This window comes from Bacteroidia bacterium (genome assembly GCA_027493955.1).
Taxonomy (GTDB): Bacteria; Bacteroidota; Ignavibacteria; order SZUA-365; family SZUA-365; genus JAOSJT01.
Map to the genome: position 1 here is coordinate 605,023 of JAOSJT010000001.1, position 17,946 is coordinate 622,968.

Annotated in this window: 11 protein-coding genes; 8 read left to right on the top strand and 3 right to left on the bottom strand. The window is 59.5% G+C overall.

Features of this window, described 5'->3' with window-relative positions:
• Nucleotides 1-4 precede the first annotated feature (4 nt).
• The 8 genes from M5R41_02385 (at nucleotide 5) to M5R41_02420 (ending at nucleotide 13,111) form a co-directional block, all read left to right on the top strand.
• Nucleotides 5-4,231: a S8 family serine peptidase gene (locus M5R41_02385; protein MCZ7555238.1), complete on the top strand. Its 4,227-nt coding sequence runs from the start codon at nucleotides 5-7 to the stop codon at nucleotides 4,229-4,231.
• Between the two features lie 3 nt (nucleotides 4,232-4,234).
• Entirely contained in the window at nucleotides 4,235-4,813 is a 579-nt protein-coding gene (locus tag M5R41_02390; GenBank protein MCZ7555239.1) for a CDP-alcohol phosphatidyltransferase family protein, read from the top strand.
• A 28-nt stretch (nucleotides 4,814-4,841) separates the two neighbouring features.
• Nucleotides 4,842-5,822, top strand: a complete 981-nt coding sequence (ftsY, locus tag M5R41_02395; protein ID MCZ7555240.1) for a signal recognition particle-docking protein FtsY — start codon at nucleotides 4,842-4,844, stop codon at nucleotides 5,820-5,822.
• Between the two features lie 18 nt (nucleotides 5,823-5,840).
• The gene (locus tag M5R41_02400) at nucleotides 5,841-6,035 is read left to right on the top strand and encodes a hypothetical protein (GenBank protein ID MCZ7555241.1); all 195 of its coding nucleotides are present in this window, start codon (nucleotides 5,841-5,843) and stop codon (nucleotides 6,033-6,035) included.
• Between the two features lie 3 nt (nucleotides 6,036-6,038).
• Nucleotides 6,039-7,931 (top strand): DNA mismatch repair endonuclease MutL, encoded by a 1,893-nt coding sequence (gene mutL / locus M5R41_02405; protein MCZ7555242.1) that lies wholly within the window; start codon nucleotides 6,039-6,041, stop codon nucleotides 7,929-7,931.
• 26 nt (nucleotides 7,932-7,957) lie between these two features.
• A complete protein-coding gene (locus M5R41_02410) occupies nucleotides 7,958-11,506 on the top strand; it encodes a methylmalonyl-CoA mutase family protein (protein ID MCZ7555243.1) in 3,549 nt (1,182 codons plus the stop codon).
• 99 nt (nucleotides 11,507-11,605) lie between these two features.
• Entirely contained in the window at nucleotides 11,606-12,319 is a 714-nt protein-coding gene (locus tag M5R41_02415) for a DUF169 domain-containing protein (GenBank protein MCZ7555244.1), read from the top strand.
• A gap of 78 nt (nucleotides 12,320-12,397) precedes the next feature.
• The gene (locus M5R41_02420) at nucleotides 12,398-13,111 is read left to right on the top strand and encodes a 3-hydroxyacyl-CoA dehydrogenase family protein (protein ID MCZ7555245.1); all 714 of its coding nucleotides are present in this window, start codon (nucleotides 12,398-12,400) and stop codon (nucleotides 13,109-13,111) included.
• A gap of 93 nt (nucleotides 13,112-13,204) precedes the next feature.
• On the opposite strand, the gene M5R41_02425 is transcribed toward M5R41_02420, so the two are convergent.
• The 3 genes from M5R41_02425 to M5R41_02435 are packed head-to-tail and all read right to left on the bottom strand — an operon-like array spanning nucleotide 13,205 to nucleotide 17,893.
• Nucleotides 13,205-14,242 (bottom strand): hypothetical protein, encoded by a 1,038-nt coding sequence (locus tag M5R41_02425; protein ID MCZ7555246.1) that lies wholly within the window; start codon nucleotides 14,240-14,242, stop codon nucleotides 13,205-13,207.
• A complete protein-coding gene (gene mfd, locus M5R41_02430; GenBank protein ID MCZ7555247.1) occupies nucleotides 14,235-17,567 on the bottom strand; it encodes a transcription-repair coupling factor in 3,333 nt (1,110 codons plus the stop codon). The genes M5R41_02425 and mfd overlap by 8 nt, the downstream gene beginning before the upstream one ends.
• Nucleotides 17,564-17,893 (bottom strand): DUF971 domain-containing protein, encoded by a 330-nt coding sequence (locus M5R41_02435; protein ID MCZ7555248.1) that lies wholly within the window; start codon nucleotides 17,891-17,893, stop codon nucleotides 17,564-17,566. The genes mfd and M5R41_02435 overlap by 4 nt, the downstream gene beginning before the upstream one ends.
• Nucleotides 17,894-17,946 lie beyond the last annotated feature (53 nt).

Below are 17,946 nucleotides of genomic sequence, written 5' to 3' on the forward strand. Positions count from 1 at the left end.
CGCCATGGCACAAGACATCCCTCAGCCGCGTCGCATCGTGCTCCGGCTGGGCGCAGCGCACACACCATCGTTCACCGCCAACGGCGGCGTGCTCCTGCCGCCCGGTATCGCGGCTGTGCTCGGCGAGGCGGGAGCGAACGCGCAACCCTTGCTGCCCGCGACGTCGCTCCGCAAGGGAACGGACGAATTGTCGCGCTTCGTGTGTATTGATGTTCCGCTGCAGACCGATGTGGAGCAGTTGCTTGCCGCCCTGCAAGACCGTCCGGAAGTGGAATATGCCGAACGTGACAAGTGGTATCAGGTCCATGGCGTGCCGAACGATTCCGCCTGGGCCTCGCAGTGGGGCGCGCAACGCGTCGGAATACCGGCCGCGTGGGACGTGACTTCCGGGGATCCCGCCATAATCATCGGCGTCATTGACACGGGCGTTGACGATGCGCATCCTGATCTCCATGGTCAGTTGTGGATCAACGCTGCGGAGGATCTGAACGGCGACGGCTTGTTCCAGCCCTGGCCCTCCACGGAGTTGCGTGAAGGTATCGCCGGTGACCTGGACGGTGTGGACAACGACGGAAACGGCTTTGCGGATGATGTGATCGGCTATGATTTTGTGGATCAGCGTGCTGTGAGCAACGCTGCGGGGGGCGATTACCGGGATCCCGATCCCATCCCCTACGATGATATGGGGCACGGAACGAACGTCACCGGGATTATCGCAGCCAAGGCGAATAACGGCATTGGAATCGCGGGCATTGCTCCCGGTTGTCGCATCATGACGCTGCGTGCCTTCGATGCACGGGGCTTCGGTGCCGAAAGCGACGTGTCCCGCGCCCTCGCCTACGCCGTTGCAAATGACGCGCGCGTTATCAACATGAGCTTCGGCGATGTGGTGTACTCGCGCGTGTTGCGCGACGTGATCCGCTATGCCTACGCGCGCGGCGTCGTCATGGTGGCCTCGGCGGGGAATGCGCAGTCCACCGCTCTGCATTATCCCAGTGCCTACGACGAGACGATTTCGGTCAGTGCAAGCACCGAAGGCGATGTGTTGGCGGGATTTTCGAATTACGGTTCCACCATTGACCTCGCGGCTCCCGGTTCGGACATACGCACGACAGACCGCGAAGGGCGTTATACCGGTTTTTATGGAACCTCGGCATCCGCACCGTTTGTGGCCGCCGCTGCCGCCCTGTTGCTCAGCCGCGACGACAAACTGTCGCCGGAGGAAGTGCGCGGCATTCTCATCGCCTCCGCGGAGGATCTTGGGGCCTCCGGCTGGGACGAACGTTTCGGAGCGGGGTTACTGCGCGTGGACAGAGCCATGCGTCTCGAGCATCCCTCTGTTGTGCGCATCACGTCACCGCGCACCGATGCGGCCACGAATGCCTCCAGCATCGTCGTTCTCGGTACGGCTGCCTCTCCCGTGATGTCCGGTTACAAGATGCAATACGGCATGGGCGTGAATCCGCTGCGCTGGACGGACATCACCGGCGTCATACCCCGTCAGCTTGTGGACGACACACTGTGCGTGTGGAACATTTCCTCCTTGCCCGACACCACTTACACCCTGCGGCTCGCGGCGCTCAGCGACAAAGGCAATTCCCTCGATGACCGCATCGTCGTGCACATCGACAGGACGCCGCCGGAAATTCTCGGTGCCTTGCTGGTACCCGCGCTCGACGGCAACGCATACGGCGTCAGTGTAGGCTTCACCACGGATGAGCCGACGCTGGGTAAGGTGTGGTACCGCCAGCGGGGCTCTTCGGCACCCTGGACCTGGGCCTCCGCCGAAGGAGCGACGCGCAACAATCTTTTCGTTGGCACATCGCACGCCATCTTTCTTGGGCCTGATCTCTTCGTCCCCGGCAGAGCGTATGAATTCTACCTGAGCGCCGAGAACGCGGTCGGTCTCGAAACGCTGTTGAAGGACGAAAATGGCAACAATCTCGAAGTGAACGTCCCCGCGCCGGTTTCGGGTTTTGGCTTTGATCGCGTCCTTCCTGCGCTGCCGCTGGCGCGTCTTTTCGGCACGGCCGCGGATCTCAATGGCAACGGATGGCCCGAGGCGCTTCTCAACGACCTTTCGGACGACGGACGACTCAAGGCCTGGGAATACAACGGACTGAGCTTCGAGCGCGTTCAGGGCGTGGAATTGCGGAATGAAATTCCGCGCGGCATCGGCGACGTGACAGCCGACGGACGGCCGGACCTTCTTACCTCTATTGTCCGGAATGGATTTCTGAATACCGGTGCTGCAGGTGCGTTTCCTTCCACGCGCATCTGGGGCGACAGCAGCGGCGGGCGCTTCTGGCCCATCACGATAGAGGATGTCACTGGCGATGGCGGCAACGAAGTGCTCGCCATCGTGGACGACAGCACGGTGGGAGTGTTCCGCTGGAACGGCAACGTGCTGGAGCGCTTCTCCATAATCGTCAATCCCACCGGCGCACCGCCTCCGGGCAACGCCTTCAGCGCACCGCGCGTGGCGGTGGGGGATTTCAACGGCAACGGCAAGCGGGATCTCCTGTTCGGCGATGCCGACGGGGATTTCTTCATAGCCGAGTATGACGGGTCGGGGAGCTTTCCGGTGATCTGGGGTTCTTCGAACGATTTCGTGAACGCCAGCGACTTTGTGGTTGCGGGGGATTTCACCGGTGACGGACGCGATGAATTTGCCGTGGGCTTCCGCACCGATGTAGACGACGTGGTGCCGTACTGGTTCATGGGAATTTTTCACCTCGACAATCAAAACAAGGCCGAAGCGTTGTGGTCCGGACAGTTCCACGGCGTGGCCGAGAGCAGTCAATACGGCAGCTTCACGCGCATACAGAACAGTCTCAGCGCGGGAGACCTCGATGGCGATGCGGCGCTTGAAATCGTGCTGAGCGTCTATCCCGAGCTGTACATCATCGACTACGATCCGGCGTCGAAGGAATTCAGCCCGGTCTTCCATCTGCCGCTGGTAAACACCAATGCGGCCATTATCACCGACATTGACGGCGACGGCGTGAACGAACTCGGCATAGCGCTGGTGGACAGTGTTGTCTGGTATCGAAAAAATATTCCCTACACCGGTCCCGAGCCGCCTCGCGGTATCACCGTCGAGTACGTGAGCGCAAGCTCGGCGCGCATCGAGTGGACCATCGGCGCTGCCGCTCCGGAATATCGCGTGTACAAGGGTGCCGACGCGGGTTCCATGCAGTTGTTCGGGACCTTCCCGGGGAGCGTGTCCTTGCTCGATCCCGCCCTGGTCGAAGGGCAACCGGTGCTCTACGCCGTAACCGCATTCAATCCGGCTGCGACGCCGCAGGAAAGTCCCCGCGTGTATGCCCGCATGCTGCGGCCGCATCAGACGCCCGTGGTGGACTCCGTGGTGTACGCTCAGCAAGGACAATTGCTCGTGTACGTCAGTCAGGATATGGGCAGCCAATTGCCTTCGCCGTCGCTGTTCAGGCTCGACGGCGCACGCGAGCCGGTGAGCGTCGCACTCCTCGAGCCGCGGGTGTTGCTTCTGTCCTTCGGCACACTCAACGACGGCAGCTACGGCCTGTATGTCACCGGGTTGCGTGATGGCGAGGGCATACCGTTCGATGACGCTCTGCTGGGACCGATAGAGGTGCGTACGCCCGTCATTAATGCATGCTACATCGAACGTGTGGAGTTTCTGCCGCCGCGCTCGTTCCGGGTGACCTTCAGTGCGCCGGTGGAATCCGCCAGCGCTTCGGCCGCGGAGAATTACGTATTCGAACCCGGGGGTGTTGCGGAGACGGCCGAACCCGATCCCGAAAATCCGCGAGTGGTGTTGCTCGCGGTGCGAGGGGATATGCCCATCGGGGCGTTGGGGAAGGAGTACGTGCTGTCTGTGCGTAATGTGCGCTGCTCTTCCGGTTCAGTGATCGGCGACGGCCCCGGTTCCACTGCCGGCGTGGTACTGAACCGTCAGACGTTGGATGAGGTGTTCGTGTATCCCAATCCGCTACGCCCGGAAGACGCGCAACAGTTCGTCACCTTTGCCAATCTCACACCGCAGGCGGTCATACGCGTGTACACTGTGTCCGGAATGTTCATCCGCGAAGTTGTGGAGGACGATGGCAATGGCGGCGTGGAATGGGATTTGCGGGACAGCAACGGCCAACTTGTTCCCGGAGGTGTGTATCTCTTTCGCGCGGAGGGGAAGGACCTTTCCGGCCGGGCCGTTGATCCGAAACTCGGCAAATTCGCCATCATCAGGTAGCGTATGAAAACGAAGACGCAACAGACCCGCGACGCATCTGAAGCCATCTGGACTCCCTCCAATATGTTGAGTATGCTTCGTATGCTCATGGCGCTGCCCGTCGCTCTCCTCCTGCAGGAGCCCCGGGGCAACATGCATTGGATTCTGATACTCGGTGCGGCCGCGTATGCATCCGATCTGCTCGATGGCTGGCTGGCCCGGCAATTCGGGGGTGAAAGCAAATTCGGCCGCATCATCGATCCGCTCGCGGACAAGGTGTTCATCACCGTCACGGCGTTGACGATGATCGCCGTCGGCATCGTGCCTTTGTGGTTCGGCGTCGTGGTGGTGGTGCGCGACATCATCATATTTGCGGGAGGAATGCATTTGCGCGCGAAGAGCGGCGTGCTTGTGCAATCCACCATGCTCGGTAAGGCGACCGTCGTATCCATCGGCGTGGTGCTCGTCGCGGCGCTGTTTGCCGACGGTCGGCAGACACTCCTGACGCTGCTCATGCTGCTCAGTCTCGGCTTCATCGCCGCATCGCTGTACAGTTACGGCGAGCGCTATCTTCGTCTGATCAAGCAGGCGCGGAAGCGATAATTCATCCAACTTCATTTCCGGCATTGACATGGGTTTTCTCGACAAATTCAAACTCTCTCGTCTCATGGACGGCCTCGCGAAGACGCGCGATTCCGTCATGGAAAAAGTCACGCGCGTTATCAGGGCGAAGCGTAAAATCGATGATGCACTTCTGGACGAGATAGAAGAAATTCTGCTTCTGGGAGATGTTGGCGTCGCGACCACCAGCACCATCATTGACAATCTTCGCGATCGCGTCAAGCGCGAACGCTACGAGGATGCGGGGGAATTGCATCGTCTGTTGCGCGAAGAGGTGGCGAAGCTGTTCCGTGAAAATGACATTCGCACCGACGGCACGTCAATCGAGGTACCGGCGGGTGTGTCGCCTTTCGTTATCATGGTCGTAGGCGTCAACGGCGTTGGAAAAACCACGACCATCGGCAAGCTGGCGTTCAATTATCGTTCCTCCGGCAAACATGTCATTATCGGTGCCGCGGATACCTTTCGTGCGGCCGCGAATGAGCAACTTGAAATCTGGGCGCAACGCGCTGGTGTGGACATCATACAGCAGCAGCATGGCTCCGATCCCGCCGCTGTCGCATACGACACGTTGCAGTCGGCCCTGGCCCGCAAGGCGGATGTTGTGATTATCGATACCGCCGGACGGTTACACACCAAGACGAACCTCATGGAGGAACTGAAAAAAATCAGGCGCGTCATGAGCAAACTCATGCCCGATGCGCCGCACGAAGTCCTGCTCGTCCTGGATGCCACGACAGGGCAAAACGCGATACAGCAGGCGCGCCAATTCGGTCAGGCCGTGGACGTCACGGGTCTCGTTGTGACAAAGCTGGATGGGACGGCGAAGGGCGGTGTGGTGATCGGCGTGAGCAGCGAGCTGTCCATACCGGTCAAGTACATCGGCGTGGGCGAGCAGATCAACGATCTCCAGGTCTTCGACCACGACGCCTTCGTCGCCGCGCTGTTCGGTGATTTGCGAACGGAAGACGTCAGCACGGTGGAAGAGTAAGCCGCAACGGAGAGGGCCATGTTTCTTCGCAAACCACAGCATAAGCGTTTCGAGTATCTTCCACGTTACTACGATCCTTCCAGGGACGAAAGTGCGCGGGATCGGCGACGCATCAAGTTCGAACGGACTGTCCGGCGCGGAAACCACCGCCCGTTTATCGTCATCGTGGCGATGTTCATTCTCGCATATATTCTCTATACGATTCTCCGGTAAATCATGCAACACTCCGCCCCGTCATCTGGAATCCGCCGCCTTCCCGATCATCTCGCGAATCAAATCGCGGCGGGGGAGGTTGTGCAGCGGCCGGAGTCTGTCGTCAAGGAACTGGTGGAGAACGCCATTGACGCCGGTGCGGAGCATGTAACCATTATCATCGCCGGTGCAGGCAAGACGTTGATACAGATCATTGACGACGGCAGCGGCATGAGCGAAGCCGATGCGCTGCTCGCCTTCGAGCGTCACGCGACAAGCAAAATCGCTTCCTACGAGGATCTCGAACGCATTCACACCTTCGGCTTCCGCGGCGAGGCGCTGCCTTCCATCGCCAGTGTCGCCCAGGTGGAGCTGAAGACCCGCACCGTCCATGAAGACACCGCGACGCTGATCCGCATTCAGGGTGGCACCGTGGAAGAACAAAGCAGAACGGACGGAGCGACAGGCACGTCCATCACCGTGCGCAATCTCTTTTACAACACACCCGCGCGGCGGCAGTTTCTGAAATCGAATACGACGGAATACCGGCACATCGCGGACAGTGTGCAGCGCTTTATCCTGTCCTATCCCAACGTCCGCATCACATTCATTTCGGATGGACAGACGGTGTTCGACGCCTTTCCCGGAACCCTGCGCGAGCGCGCGGCGGCGGTGTTCGGCGACAGGCTTGCCGAATCGCTGATCGAAGTCGGCGAACAAACCGATCTCATCACCATCAGCGGTTTCATCGGCCGGCCGAGTTTTGCGCGAAAGACCCGCGGCGAACAATACCTGTTTGTGAACGGGCGTTATGTGATCAACCGTCTGCTCAATCATGCCGTGGTCAGTTCCTACGAGAATATGATCGCGTCGGGCGAGTATCCGCTGTACGTACTGTTTCTCAATGTGGATCCCCGGCAGGTGGACGTCAATGTGCATCCCTCCAAGCTCGAGGTGAAGTTCAGCAACGAGCGGAACATATACACCATACTCAACGCCGTCATCCGACAGAGTCTCTTTCACAACGACCTCACACCTTCCATCGAGTTTCGCGACCGGGAAGGAGACGGCGGTTTATCGCTCGGCCCTGAGGATTTTTCGCGTGTGCGCATGACATCGCCGGATCAACATGGCGCACCGCAACCGCGCTACGACTCGTACGCCTCGCTCTCGCGCGGAGAGAGCGGCGGATGGACCGGCCCCCGCGAAGGCGCTGCGCAGGGAAGCCGTATGGATGCCACACAGATCGACGACCTGTTCCGTTCATTGAACATCAGATCATCCACGCAACTGCCGGATCAGGAAGCGGAGACCGTGATTTTTCCCAGCGAGCAGCCCGTGTCCGACACACGCTTTCTCTGGCAACTGCACAACAAGTACATTTTCGCACCCATCAAATCCGGTCTCATGATCATTGACCAGCACGTGGCGCATGAGCGTATCCTCTATGAGCGCGCGTTGTCCGCACTCGAACACGCGGCCCCATTCTCGCAGCAACTGCTGTTCGAACACAGCGTACGCGTGTCACCCGCCGACCACGCGTTGTTGCATTCCATCAGTGAAGAACTCGGGCAGCTTGGATTCATCCTTCGCATGGGTCGCCAGGATACCGTGACGGTGGAGGCCGTGCCCCAGGACGTACGTCCGGGCATGGAAGAATCCATTCTCGAGGAGATTCTCGAGCAGTACAAAGAATACCAAAGCACCGGCACGACCGACGTGCGCCACAATGTGGCCGCCTCGTACGGTTGCAGGACGGCCATCAAAGCAGGGGATAAAATGACCGCACCCGAAATGCAAACGCTTATCGATCAGCTCTTCGCGACATCGAATCCCTACGTCTGTCCCCATGGACGCCCGATCATCATCAAGCTCTCACTCGACGAAATCGACCGCCGCTTCGGCCGGACGAGTTGACGTCGGCAACAGCGTTGGAGTCAGTCATGCACAGCACTACCTATCAACCCAAAAACAAAATCCGTCTCGTGACCGCCGCGTCGTTGTTCGACGGTCATGATGCCAGCATCAACATCATGCGGCGTATCCTGCAGGCCAGCGGAGCGGAGATTATCCATCTCGGGCACAATCGTTCCGTCGCCGAAATCGTGGATGCCGCCGTGATGGAGGACGTGCAGGGGATAGCCATCTCGTCGTATCAGGGCGGGCATATGGAATTTCTCAAGTACATGAAGGATCTCCTCCGCGAGCGCGGAGCCGGCCATGTGAAGATTTTTGCTGGTGGTGGTGGCGTCATCGTGCCTGAGGAAATCGCCGAGCTGCACACCTACGGTATCGATCGTGTATTCTCGCCCGAAGACGGACGTGAGCTCGGTTTGCAGGGCATGATCAACATCGTCATGGAAGCCTGCGACGCACCTGCCGGGACGCATGACTCTCTGGCACTGCGTGACGGAACGCTCTATGCGGGTGACCGTGAGCTGACGCAGCTCAACGGAGAACTGCGCGGCAATATTCCGCTGCTTGCAGGCGCTCTCTCCTTGCTCGAAGAGCATGACGATGTTGCCGTGCGTATCGAAACCGACCGGAAGGTCCCCATCCTGGGCATCACCGGCACGGGTGGAGCTGGAAAGTCGTCGCTTACGGACGAACTTGTACGGCGTTTCTTACGGGAACTTCCCGACGTGCATGTCGCCATTCTCTCCGTTGATCCATCCCGTCGGCGCACAGGCGGCGCGCTGCTGGGCGACCGCATCCGCATGAACGCGATCAGCGCCACAGGATCATCGGGCCATGAGCGCGTGTACATGCGTTCCTTCGCCACACGCGCCGCAAATACCGCCACCTCCGCTGCGCTCTCCCGTGCCATCGCTCTGTGCGCCTCTGCGGGTTTCGACCTCATCATCGTGGAAACCGCCGGCATCGGACAGTCCGACAGCGAAATCGTGGATCTCGTCGATGTCGCGATGTACGTCATGACGCCGGAGTACGGAGCACAGACGCAGCTCGAGAAAATCGACATGCTCGATCTGGCGGACATCGTCGTACTGAACAAATTCGAAAAACGCGGCGCGGAGGATGCGCTGCGTGACATACGCAAGCAGGTCAAGCGGAATCGCGGGCTGTGGGATACACCGGATGAGGACCTTCCCGTCTTTCCGACCATCGCCAGTCAGTTCAATGACGCGGGCACGAACTGGTTGTTTCAGAATCTGCTGCGGAGTATCAATCGCAAGACAGGCAGCACCTGGGAAAGCGCATTGGGAATGGAGCAGCGTCTGCCCGACAAGGCGGCCATCATACCGCCGGAGCGTTCGCGCTACCTGTCCGAAATATCCGACACCGTGCAGCAGTACAAGCGTTGGGTGGCGGAACAGGCGGATTTCGCGCGTCAATGGCAGCAGCTTGAAGGAGCGCATGCCGCCCTGCTCGCGGCGGGCGCACGCAGGGAGGTGCAGATATCGGGAGAGGAGGGACTGGTGGAAATCGGCAGCCGCGAACAGCGTCAGGACCTGCTCGACATACTCCAGGCACAGATCAGCTACTTCCGCACGCGCGTATCGCCGGAAAACCGCGACCTGCTCGAGAAATGGGGCGCCGCGCGCGAGGCCTACCGGCGCGACACACTCACCACGCGCGTACGTGACAGAGAAATCGTGACGGAATTGTTCCATACCACCTTATCCGGAACGCGCATCCCCAAGGTATCTCTGCCCACCTACCACGACAGGGGAGACATCCTCTCGTGGATACTGCTGGAAAACGTCCCCGGGAGTTTTCCGTATACGGGCGGTGTGTTCCCGTTCAAACGCGAGGGCGAGGATCCGACGCGCATGTTTGCCGGAGAGGGATCGCCGGAGCGCACGAACCGCCGTTTCCATTACCTGTCACAGGGACTCGGCGTTGCGCGCCTTTCCACCGCCTTCGATTCCGTGACACTTTACGGCGAGGATCCCGACGAACGACCGGATATTTACGGCAAAATCGGCAATTCGGGCGTCTCCATCTGCACGCTCGACGACATGAAAAAGCTGTATTGCGGCTTTGACCTCTGCGCGCCGACTACGTCGGTGTCCATGACTATCAATGGTCCCGCACCGATGATACTGGCCATGTTCATGAACACCGCCATCGATCAGCAGGTGGAGAAATGGCTGGTACTCAACGAGCAGTTCGTTGCGGCGCAGCACGCGATCGACGCGTGGTATGCAACGCTGGGCATGCGGCGCCCGGTGTACACCGGCGCGGGTGAAGCAGGCGAGATCCTCTCCGCGCTCAACGACAAACACCAGTTCGGGAAGGGTGGCGCGGTGCATCGCTACTTCGGACTCGGGACGCTGGGCGTGAGCGGTGACTTTTTCGTACGCGAGGGCATTCTCCCCGCCGATGTATATCAGGCTATCACCGCTGATACCATGAGTACGGTCCGAGGCACAGTGCAGGCCGATATCCTCAAAGAGGATCAGGCCCAGAACACGTGCATTTTCTCCACCGAATTCGCCCTGCGCATGATGGGCGATATTCAGGAAAACTTTGTCCGGAACAAGGTGCGGAATTACTATTCCGTCTCCATCTCCGGATATCACATCGCCGAAGCCGGCGCTAATCCCATAACGCAGCTTGCCTTTACACTCGCGAACGGCTTCACCTACGTGGAGTACTACCTGTCCCGCGGCATGCACATCGATGATTTCGCGCCGAATCTGTCCTATTTCTTTTCCAACGGCATCGACGCGGAGTACTCGGTGATCGGCCGCGTGGCCCGCCGCATCTGGTCCGTGGCCATGAAACGGTTGTATGGCGGGAACGACCGCTCACAGAAACTCAAGTATCACATACAGACCAGCGGCCGCAGTCTCCATGCCATGGAAATCGATTTCAACGACATCCGCACGACGCTGCAGGCCCTGTACGCCATTTACGACAACTGTAATTCACTGCACACCAACGCCTACGACGAGGCCATTACCACACCGACGGAAGAGAGTGTGCGTCGCGCCCTGGCGATTCAGCTCATCATCAACCGTGAACTGGGGTTGGCCAAGAACGAGAATCCCCTTCAGGGCGCCTTTATCATCGAGGAACTCACCGATCTCGTCGAAGAAGCCGTTCTGGCCGAATTTCGCCGCATCTCCGACCGCGGCGGTGTGCTCGGAGCGATGGAAACCATGTATCAGCGCGGCAAGATACAGGAAGAATCCATGCTCTACGAACACCGCAAGCACAGCGGCGAGCTGCCGATTATCGGTGTCAACACTTTCCTGCGGCCGGAGCATCTGAGCGGGCAGCAATCGCAGCCCACCGAGCTGATTCGCTCGACCACGGAAGAAAAGGAACAGCAAATCGGGAATTTGCGCGCCTTCCGCAGCCGCAACGCCGGGCAGAGCGCCGACGCCCTCCTGCACGTACAGACGGCCGCCGTGCAACATGCCAACGTATTCGACGCATTGCTCGCATGCGTTCGCGTGGCGTCGCTCGGACAGATCTCCGCCGCGCTCTACGAAGTGGGCGGCCGCTACCGGCGGAATATGTAAATCCGAACGCGCAGCACGCTCCGAAACCCACGCCGCGAAAGCGGCAGACCCTACGACCAGACGAAAACACCACTGTAACCGAAGCTCATTGGAACACGCATGACAACTCCTGATCACAACCGACTGACAGCCGCTCTCGGCCTCGATTTTCCCCTGATCGGATTTTACGACGTTCCCGACACCACACCATTTGCTCCGTTGGTCAAACCTCGGGGGTGCCTTTTCGAACATGCCCGCGACTGGCGCCTCGGGTATTCCGTCGCGCTCTCTGCGAAACACATCGGCTGCAGAGGCGCAGGGTACTGGCTGTGCGGGGTGCAGACCCGTACGACCGAGCAACTGGTCACCTTCCTGCGGGAAGAGGAGGGCCTGAAGGATAGCGAAGACACAACGCGGACGTGGCTGGAAGAACAGACCCCGTACACATTGGAAAACAACTATATCGTTGTCGGACCATTGCGCTCGGACAGCTACGAACATCTGCGCACCATCACCTTTCTTGTTTCCCCCGATCAGCTTGCCATGCTCATCACGGGAGCGGAATACCGCAACGCCGGGACGTCCGTGCTGACGCGTGCGCCTTTCGGATCCGGCTGTATGCAACTGGCGCCGCCGCTCGAGGGCGCGGATGCCGTTGCGGCCTGGATCAGTCTGACGGATGTCGCCATGCGACGCTACGTCGCGGACGGGATTCTCGGCTTCACCGTCACCAGACCGGTGTTCGAACAACTCGTTTCCCTCGGGGACGACAGCTTCCTCGACAAACGCTTCTGGACCGAATTGCGTGAAGCGCGAATGCAACATCAACCCTGAGACGTCTTCGCATCACACAGCGCCACCGAAACCAGAACACGTTTCGGTCGCTTTACCTTTTTTACAAGGACGGACACCATGAAAATCCTTTTTACCGGTTCGACCCGTCTTTTGACGGATTGGCTTGAGGTCTGCCGCATGCACGAGTGTATCGTGTACGGAAAGGGAATGAAGAAAAAGCTTCCCGATGACGTAAAGAAAATCCATGCGCTGGACGAAGCGCCGGACGTTGATCTGATCATCGATCTGCATGTGCGCGACTCGCGGAAGTGGCGGCTCATTCTCGACGACATCATGGCGGAGGTCAGTCCCACCGCGCCCATGCTGTGCAATACCATCGCCGTCACCGCCACCGAAATAGGCGCGCACACCAATCAGCCGGAACGTATCATCGGCATCGCCGCGCTGCCGACGCTGGTGCAATCGGACGTCGTCGAAATCAGCTACCCCTACAAAACAGAACGGCTGCACGAACAGCTGCTCACCGAGTTTTTCGCGAGCATCGGCAAACGGCATGTGGTCGTCCGGGATGAAATCGGCATGGTCACGCCACGCATTCTCGCCGTCATGATCAATGAAGCGCTGCTCATCATGCAGCAGGATATTGCCGGCGAAGACGATATCGAAGCCGCCCTCGCCGTCGCGCTCGGTGGCGAGGGACCCCTTTCCTGGGGCCGACGCTTCGGATGGACAAACGTGTACAATCTGCTCTATGCCATGTACGATGAACTCGGCGGCGAGCGCTACCGCCCGGCGTCACTGTTGCGAAAAATGGCGATGGTGGATGAATAGAGTTCAACGTTAAACGTTAAACGAAGAGTACATTGATATCCTTGTGATCCGTGCGGATTGACGAGGAATCCGGCGCCGTTTAACTTTTAACGTTTAACGTTTAACCTCCCCCGTGGTGAGTTTTTGCTGCACCCGCTCCAGATCCTGCGACAACCTGCGCTGACGCAGGTCGCGGAGCGCGGCGCTCAACGGATTTGCGGACCCTGTATCCAGGAGAGTGGCGACAACCGCAGAACCTGAGAGCACTATACCTCTGCATCGTGGGTGCGCTTCCGCAAGCCGCAGCATTTCTTTCGCGCCATCGAGGGAAGGTGTTTCTTCGCGGAGCTGGGGCTGCCAGGGGAGAATGCCGCTCGTATAGCTGTCCGCATCATCCGCGATGCAATATATAGGCGTACGCCCGGCGTCCGGAGCGGAAAGAACATCGGCCGCCATGCTTCCGTTGTTCGCGGAGATATAAGCACCGTCACAATGCGGCATGTAGATCGCGGGGGTGCAGCCGGACCCGATACGGATTTCCACTTTTCCGTCGTAAGCCGTGTGCAGTGCGGTGAGCAATTCGAGCCACTCCGCCGCGGAAATGGACGGATCGCCGAAGACCCCGTCCAGGAGCAATGCCTCCGCGCCGCAATCGTTTGCGAACACCGCCATCTCGGTCACGAGAGTACGGTAGGTGAGAAAAAATTCTTTCGACAATGCAGATCCTGGCCGCGACGTCAAAGTGCTGCCGTTCCAGTACACCGGGGCCGCGATGACGCGTACACCGGCTGCGCGCAGGGCGGAGATTCGTTCGGCATGCCGGCCGAGGTCTTCGAGACCGTACTCGGCGCGTCGTGCGGTCGGCGTCCAGAGAGGAATGCGGTACAACACCCATTTCACACCGTGGTGTTCCAAAACGCGCGCGATTACCCGCGCGTCCGGAAGCATGTACAGGTCGTCCGCAGGGAGCTGCACGGCGATGCGGAAGGCTGCCACGGTCTCCTCCTTCGGCGGCGGCGGTGTGCTCGCGTCGCCCACGGGACCGCTGAAGTCCAGTTGTCCGAGCATGTACACAAGCGCAAGAAGCATGGCGGCAACGATGAACACTGCGGCGCGCCTGCCCCGTTGTAGTTCCTGCTCCTGGTTACGCATCGATCTGCTCCGCCTGTACCGTGTGGGCGAGTTCGGTTTCCATCTCTTCGAGCAGTTGCTGCACCTCTTCCGGCGTAGTGATACCGGCCGCGATAATGCGCACCTGTTTTCTGTCCTGCTCCAGACGCATACGATGGGAATTCCGCAAGACCCACTGCATCAGCGGCTGCAGATGCCGGTCGTAGAAGGGTTGATCATCCTCCGGCGGGAGCGCAATATTCAGTCGCTCTTCTTCGAGCGTCACTCTGCTCAGACGGATACGGGCCGCAATGAGCCGGAGACGCACGCTGTAGAACAGATTCAGCGCTTCCTGGGGAAGCACGCCGAAACGATCGCGGAGTTCAGCCTCTATGCCATCAATATCGTTCGCTTCGTCGCAGTTGTACAACCGCCGGTAAATATCGAAACGCTCGGTGGCGTTGCTGACGTATGGATGCGGCAGGTACGCATCCAATCCCAATTCCATGAGTACATCGGCGCGGGGACGGATTTCCTTTTCGATTTCCTCAAACAGACCGGAGAATTCCTGCTCCTTCAGCTCCCGCACCGCCTCGTCCAGCATGGACATGTACAGCTCGAAACCGATTTCCGTGATGAAACCGCTCTGCTCCGCACCCAGCAGATTTCCAGCACCGCGGATTTCCAGATCGCGCATGGCGAGATGAAAGCCCGTACCGAGTTCGGTGAATTCCTCTATCGCCTGCAATCGCTTGAGCGCGTCGCGCGTGAATTTCGCGCCGGGCGGAACCAACAGATAGGCGTAGGCCTGTATGTTCGACCGGCCGACGCGGCCGCGCAGCTGATACAGCTCCGCCAGGCCGAAATGATGCGCCTTGTTGATGAAAATGGTGTTCGCGTTGGGAATGTCCAGACCCGATTCGATGATTTTCGTCGCCACCAGCACGTCGGTCTTTTTCTCGATGAAGCGCAGCATGGCACGCTCGAGATCTGCGGGCTTCATCTGTCCATGCGCGGTGCCGACACGCACGCCAGGGAGATAACTGCGGATGGTGTCCGCGAGATGATCGAGATCCGATACGGCGTCATTGACAACGAACACCTGTCCGCCGCGCTGCAACTCGCGCTGCACACCTTCGATGATGACGTCCTTTTCGAACGGCAGAATATGCGTGATGATCGGAAGCCGGTTCTTGGGCGGCGTTTCGATGACGGAGAGATCGCGCGCGCCGAGCAGGGAGAAGTTCAGGGTACGCGGTATCGGTGTGGCCGTCATGGTGAGCGTATCCACCGTTTCGCGTAACTGGCGGAGCTTCTCCTTTGCCGCAACGCCAAAACGGTGCTCTTCGTCCACAATGAGCAAGCCCAGATCCTTGAAGCGCACATCCTTGCTCAACAAGCGATGCGTCCCGATCAGCACATCCACAGCGCCGCGCTCGAGTTTCTGAACCACGTTGCTCTGTTCTTTTTTCGATTTAAAGCGCGACAGCGATTCAACGCTCACGGCATAACGCGAAAGACGGTCGCGAAAGGTGTGAAAATGCTGTTCCGCGAGAATGGTCGTGGGCACGAGCACCGCCACCTGTTTGCCGTCCGTCACCGCCTTGAACGCCGCGCGGACGGCCACTTCGGTTTTTCCGTAGCCCACATCGCCGCAGACCAGGCGGTCCATCGGAGCGCTGTCCTGCATATCGCGCTTTACCTCCGCCGTCGCCGCCGCCTGATCAGGTGTGTCTTCGTACATGAAGGATGCTTCGAGTTCCTTCTGCCATTGTCCGTCCTCGGAGTAGGCGAAACCCGTTGCCATCTTGCGTTTGGCGTACAGTGTGATCAAATCGCGTGCGATATCCTTGAGATAGCGCTTGGTCCGTTCTTTCGTGCGCTCCCATGCGCCGCTGCCCAGTTTGGAGAGCGCGGGTGCGGCGCCCTCCTCCGAACTGTATTTCTGCAGTTTGTTGATGTAGTTGAGATTGACGTAGAGCACATCGTCATCGGCATACACGAGCTGCGCGGTCTCCTGCAAGCCGCCGTTGACATTGATGGTCTTGAATCCGGAAAACCGCCCTATGCCCTTATCGGCGTGCACGACAAAATCCCCGGGACGGAGTTGACGTATCTCGCGCAGCGAAAGTCCTTTGACTCCCTTTGTCGCACGGCGCTGCACCCGTCGTCTGTTGAAAATCTGATGCTCAGTCAACAGCGCCACCCGCAATCCCCGGTGAATAAATCCGCTGGCGAGGGGACAGTAGTGCACGGTATAGCGCGGCGGCAAGATCTCCTCTTCCTCGTCCTGCATCGCGCTGTGCAGCAAATCCTCGAGGCGCTCTGCCTGCGTCTCGGAATCCGCAATCAACAAAGGCGTGATGCCTTCGTCGTTGAGCGCACTCATCGTTTCCACAAGCCGGCGCACAATGCCGTTCAGCGAAGGCTGGCTCTCCGCACCGGCGTGAACGATCGGGAGATCGGGGAACTCCACAGCGGAAGTAATGAGTGTTGCATGCGTCGAGCGCAGTTCGTCGAGCAGCCCGGGAGCGAGCGTTTCCTCCGCATGCGAGAGCAGCTCGAAGCCGTCGAGCATGAGCACGGCGTCAGGAGCGAAAAATGCGGACATGCGGTTGAGCGCCGTCCCTTCTTCGTCAAGGAAGAGCGATGCGACGAAAGCGACCTCGGTGAGCGTCGCGGACGAGCGTTGATTGATGGGATCGAATTCACGGATACTCTCGATCTCATCCCCGAAGTACTCTATGCGCAGCGGATTGTCCGTCCCGACCGGAAACACATCCACGATGCCCCCGCGCACGGCGTACTCGCCCGTGCTTCCGACAAAATCCACCTGCTCGAAACCGCCGAAGGCCAGGGATCGCACCAGCTCATCCTGCCGCGTGGAATTTCCGGGTGTCAGATGCACACTCGACGCACGTATCGCTCCGACGCTCGGAAACTTCGTGCAGACACTGTGAACGTCGGTGACTACGAAACGTACCGGGTGCTCCGCGAGTGAGCGCAGGGCATCCGCATTTTCGGCGAAACTGCTTGCAATGTTGCGCACCGCTTTTTGCGTCGGGGAGAATCGCTCACCGATGAACAGGACGTCTTTTGCGCCCAGAAGCAATTCGGCATCACTCCAGATTTCCTGCGCCCGATCCGCGTCAGGACAGACCACCACCAGTTGCCTGCCGAGCCGCCGATACAAACCCGCCAGGACGATGCTCATGAACGATCCTGCGGCTCCGCGTAACTGTGCGCCGCTGCCCGCGTGTGTCACGACCTCCGCCAACGCCTCGACGGCGGCGACGTTCAGGAGGGGAGCAAGTATCGCGGTATCCGGTACCGCTGGCGCAGTCGCCTGACCGGCTGTGTGTTTCATTCCTGTATCCCGCCTGCGGTATCCGCCTCGGGACAGAGAGAGCGGAGGTAGGTGTAGTCGAAAATCCCCGTGTGATGGCCGTCCTTCCAAAACAGCTGTATGGCGTAATGCCCCTGCTGCATCACCTTGTCAAGCGTCAGCATGTCGCCGGCGAACAACGGGATATAAAAAGGACCCTTGCTCTTTTTCTCTTCAACACAGGTGGCGCAGGGACAACTTCGGCGCAGGAGCGGCATACCATAACGACAGACGAGGCCGTCGGACCAGGTGACTTCGAGTTGCCGGTCTGCGTTCAGACGTATCGTGATCGGGACGATTCTGTTCATAGGATTTCTGATCGGGTGCTGTGATGGAGCGTGCGTGCCGGGAGAGGCATCGA

Bases quoted from the DNA above. Each gene is read 5' to 3' on its own strand.
- M5R41_02385 (MCZ7555238.1), top strand. From the start codon at position 5: ATGGCACAAGACATCCCTCAGCCGCGTCGCATCGTGCTCCGGCTGGGC.
- M5R41_02390 (MCZ7555239.1), top strand. From the start codon at position 4,235: ATGAAAACGAAGACGCAACAGACCCGCGACGCATCTGAAGCCATCTGG.
- ftsY (MCZ7555240.1), top strand. From the start codon at position 4,842: ATGGGTTTTCTCGACAAATTCAAACTCTCTCGTCTCATGGACGGCCTC.
- M5R41_02400 (MCZ7555241.1), top strand. From the start codon at position 5,841: ATGTTTCTTCGCAAACCACAGCATAAGCGTTTCGAGTATCTTCCACGT.
- mutL (MCZ7555242.1), top strand. From the start codon at position 6,039: ATGCAACACTCCGCCCCGTCATCTGGAATCCGCCGCCTTCCCGATCAT.
- M5R41_02410 (MCZ7555243.1), top strand. From the start codon at position 7,958: ATGCACAGCACTACCTATCAACCCAAAAACAAAATCCGTCTCGTGACC.
- M5R41_02415 (MCZ7555244.1), top strand. From the start codon at position 11,606: ATGACAACTCCTGATCACAACCGACTGACAGCCGCTCTCGGCCTCGAT.
- M5R41_02420 (MCZ7555245.1), top strand. From the start codon at position 12,398: ATGAAAATCCTTTTTACCGGTTCGACCCGTCTTTTGACGGATTGGCTT.
- M5R41_02425 (MCZ7555246.1), bottom strand. From the start codon at position 14,242: ATGCGTAACCAGGAGCAGGAACTACAACGGGGCAGGCGCGCCGCAGTG.
- mfd (MCZ7555247.1), bottom strand. From the start codon at position 17,567: ATGAAACACACAGCCGGTCAGGCGACTGCGCCAGCGGTACCGGATACC.
- M5R41_02435 (MCZ7555248.1), bottom strand. From the start codon at position 17,893: ATGAACAGAATCGTCCCGATCACGATACGTCTGAACGCAGACCGGCAA.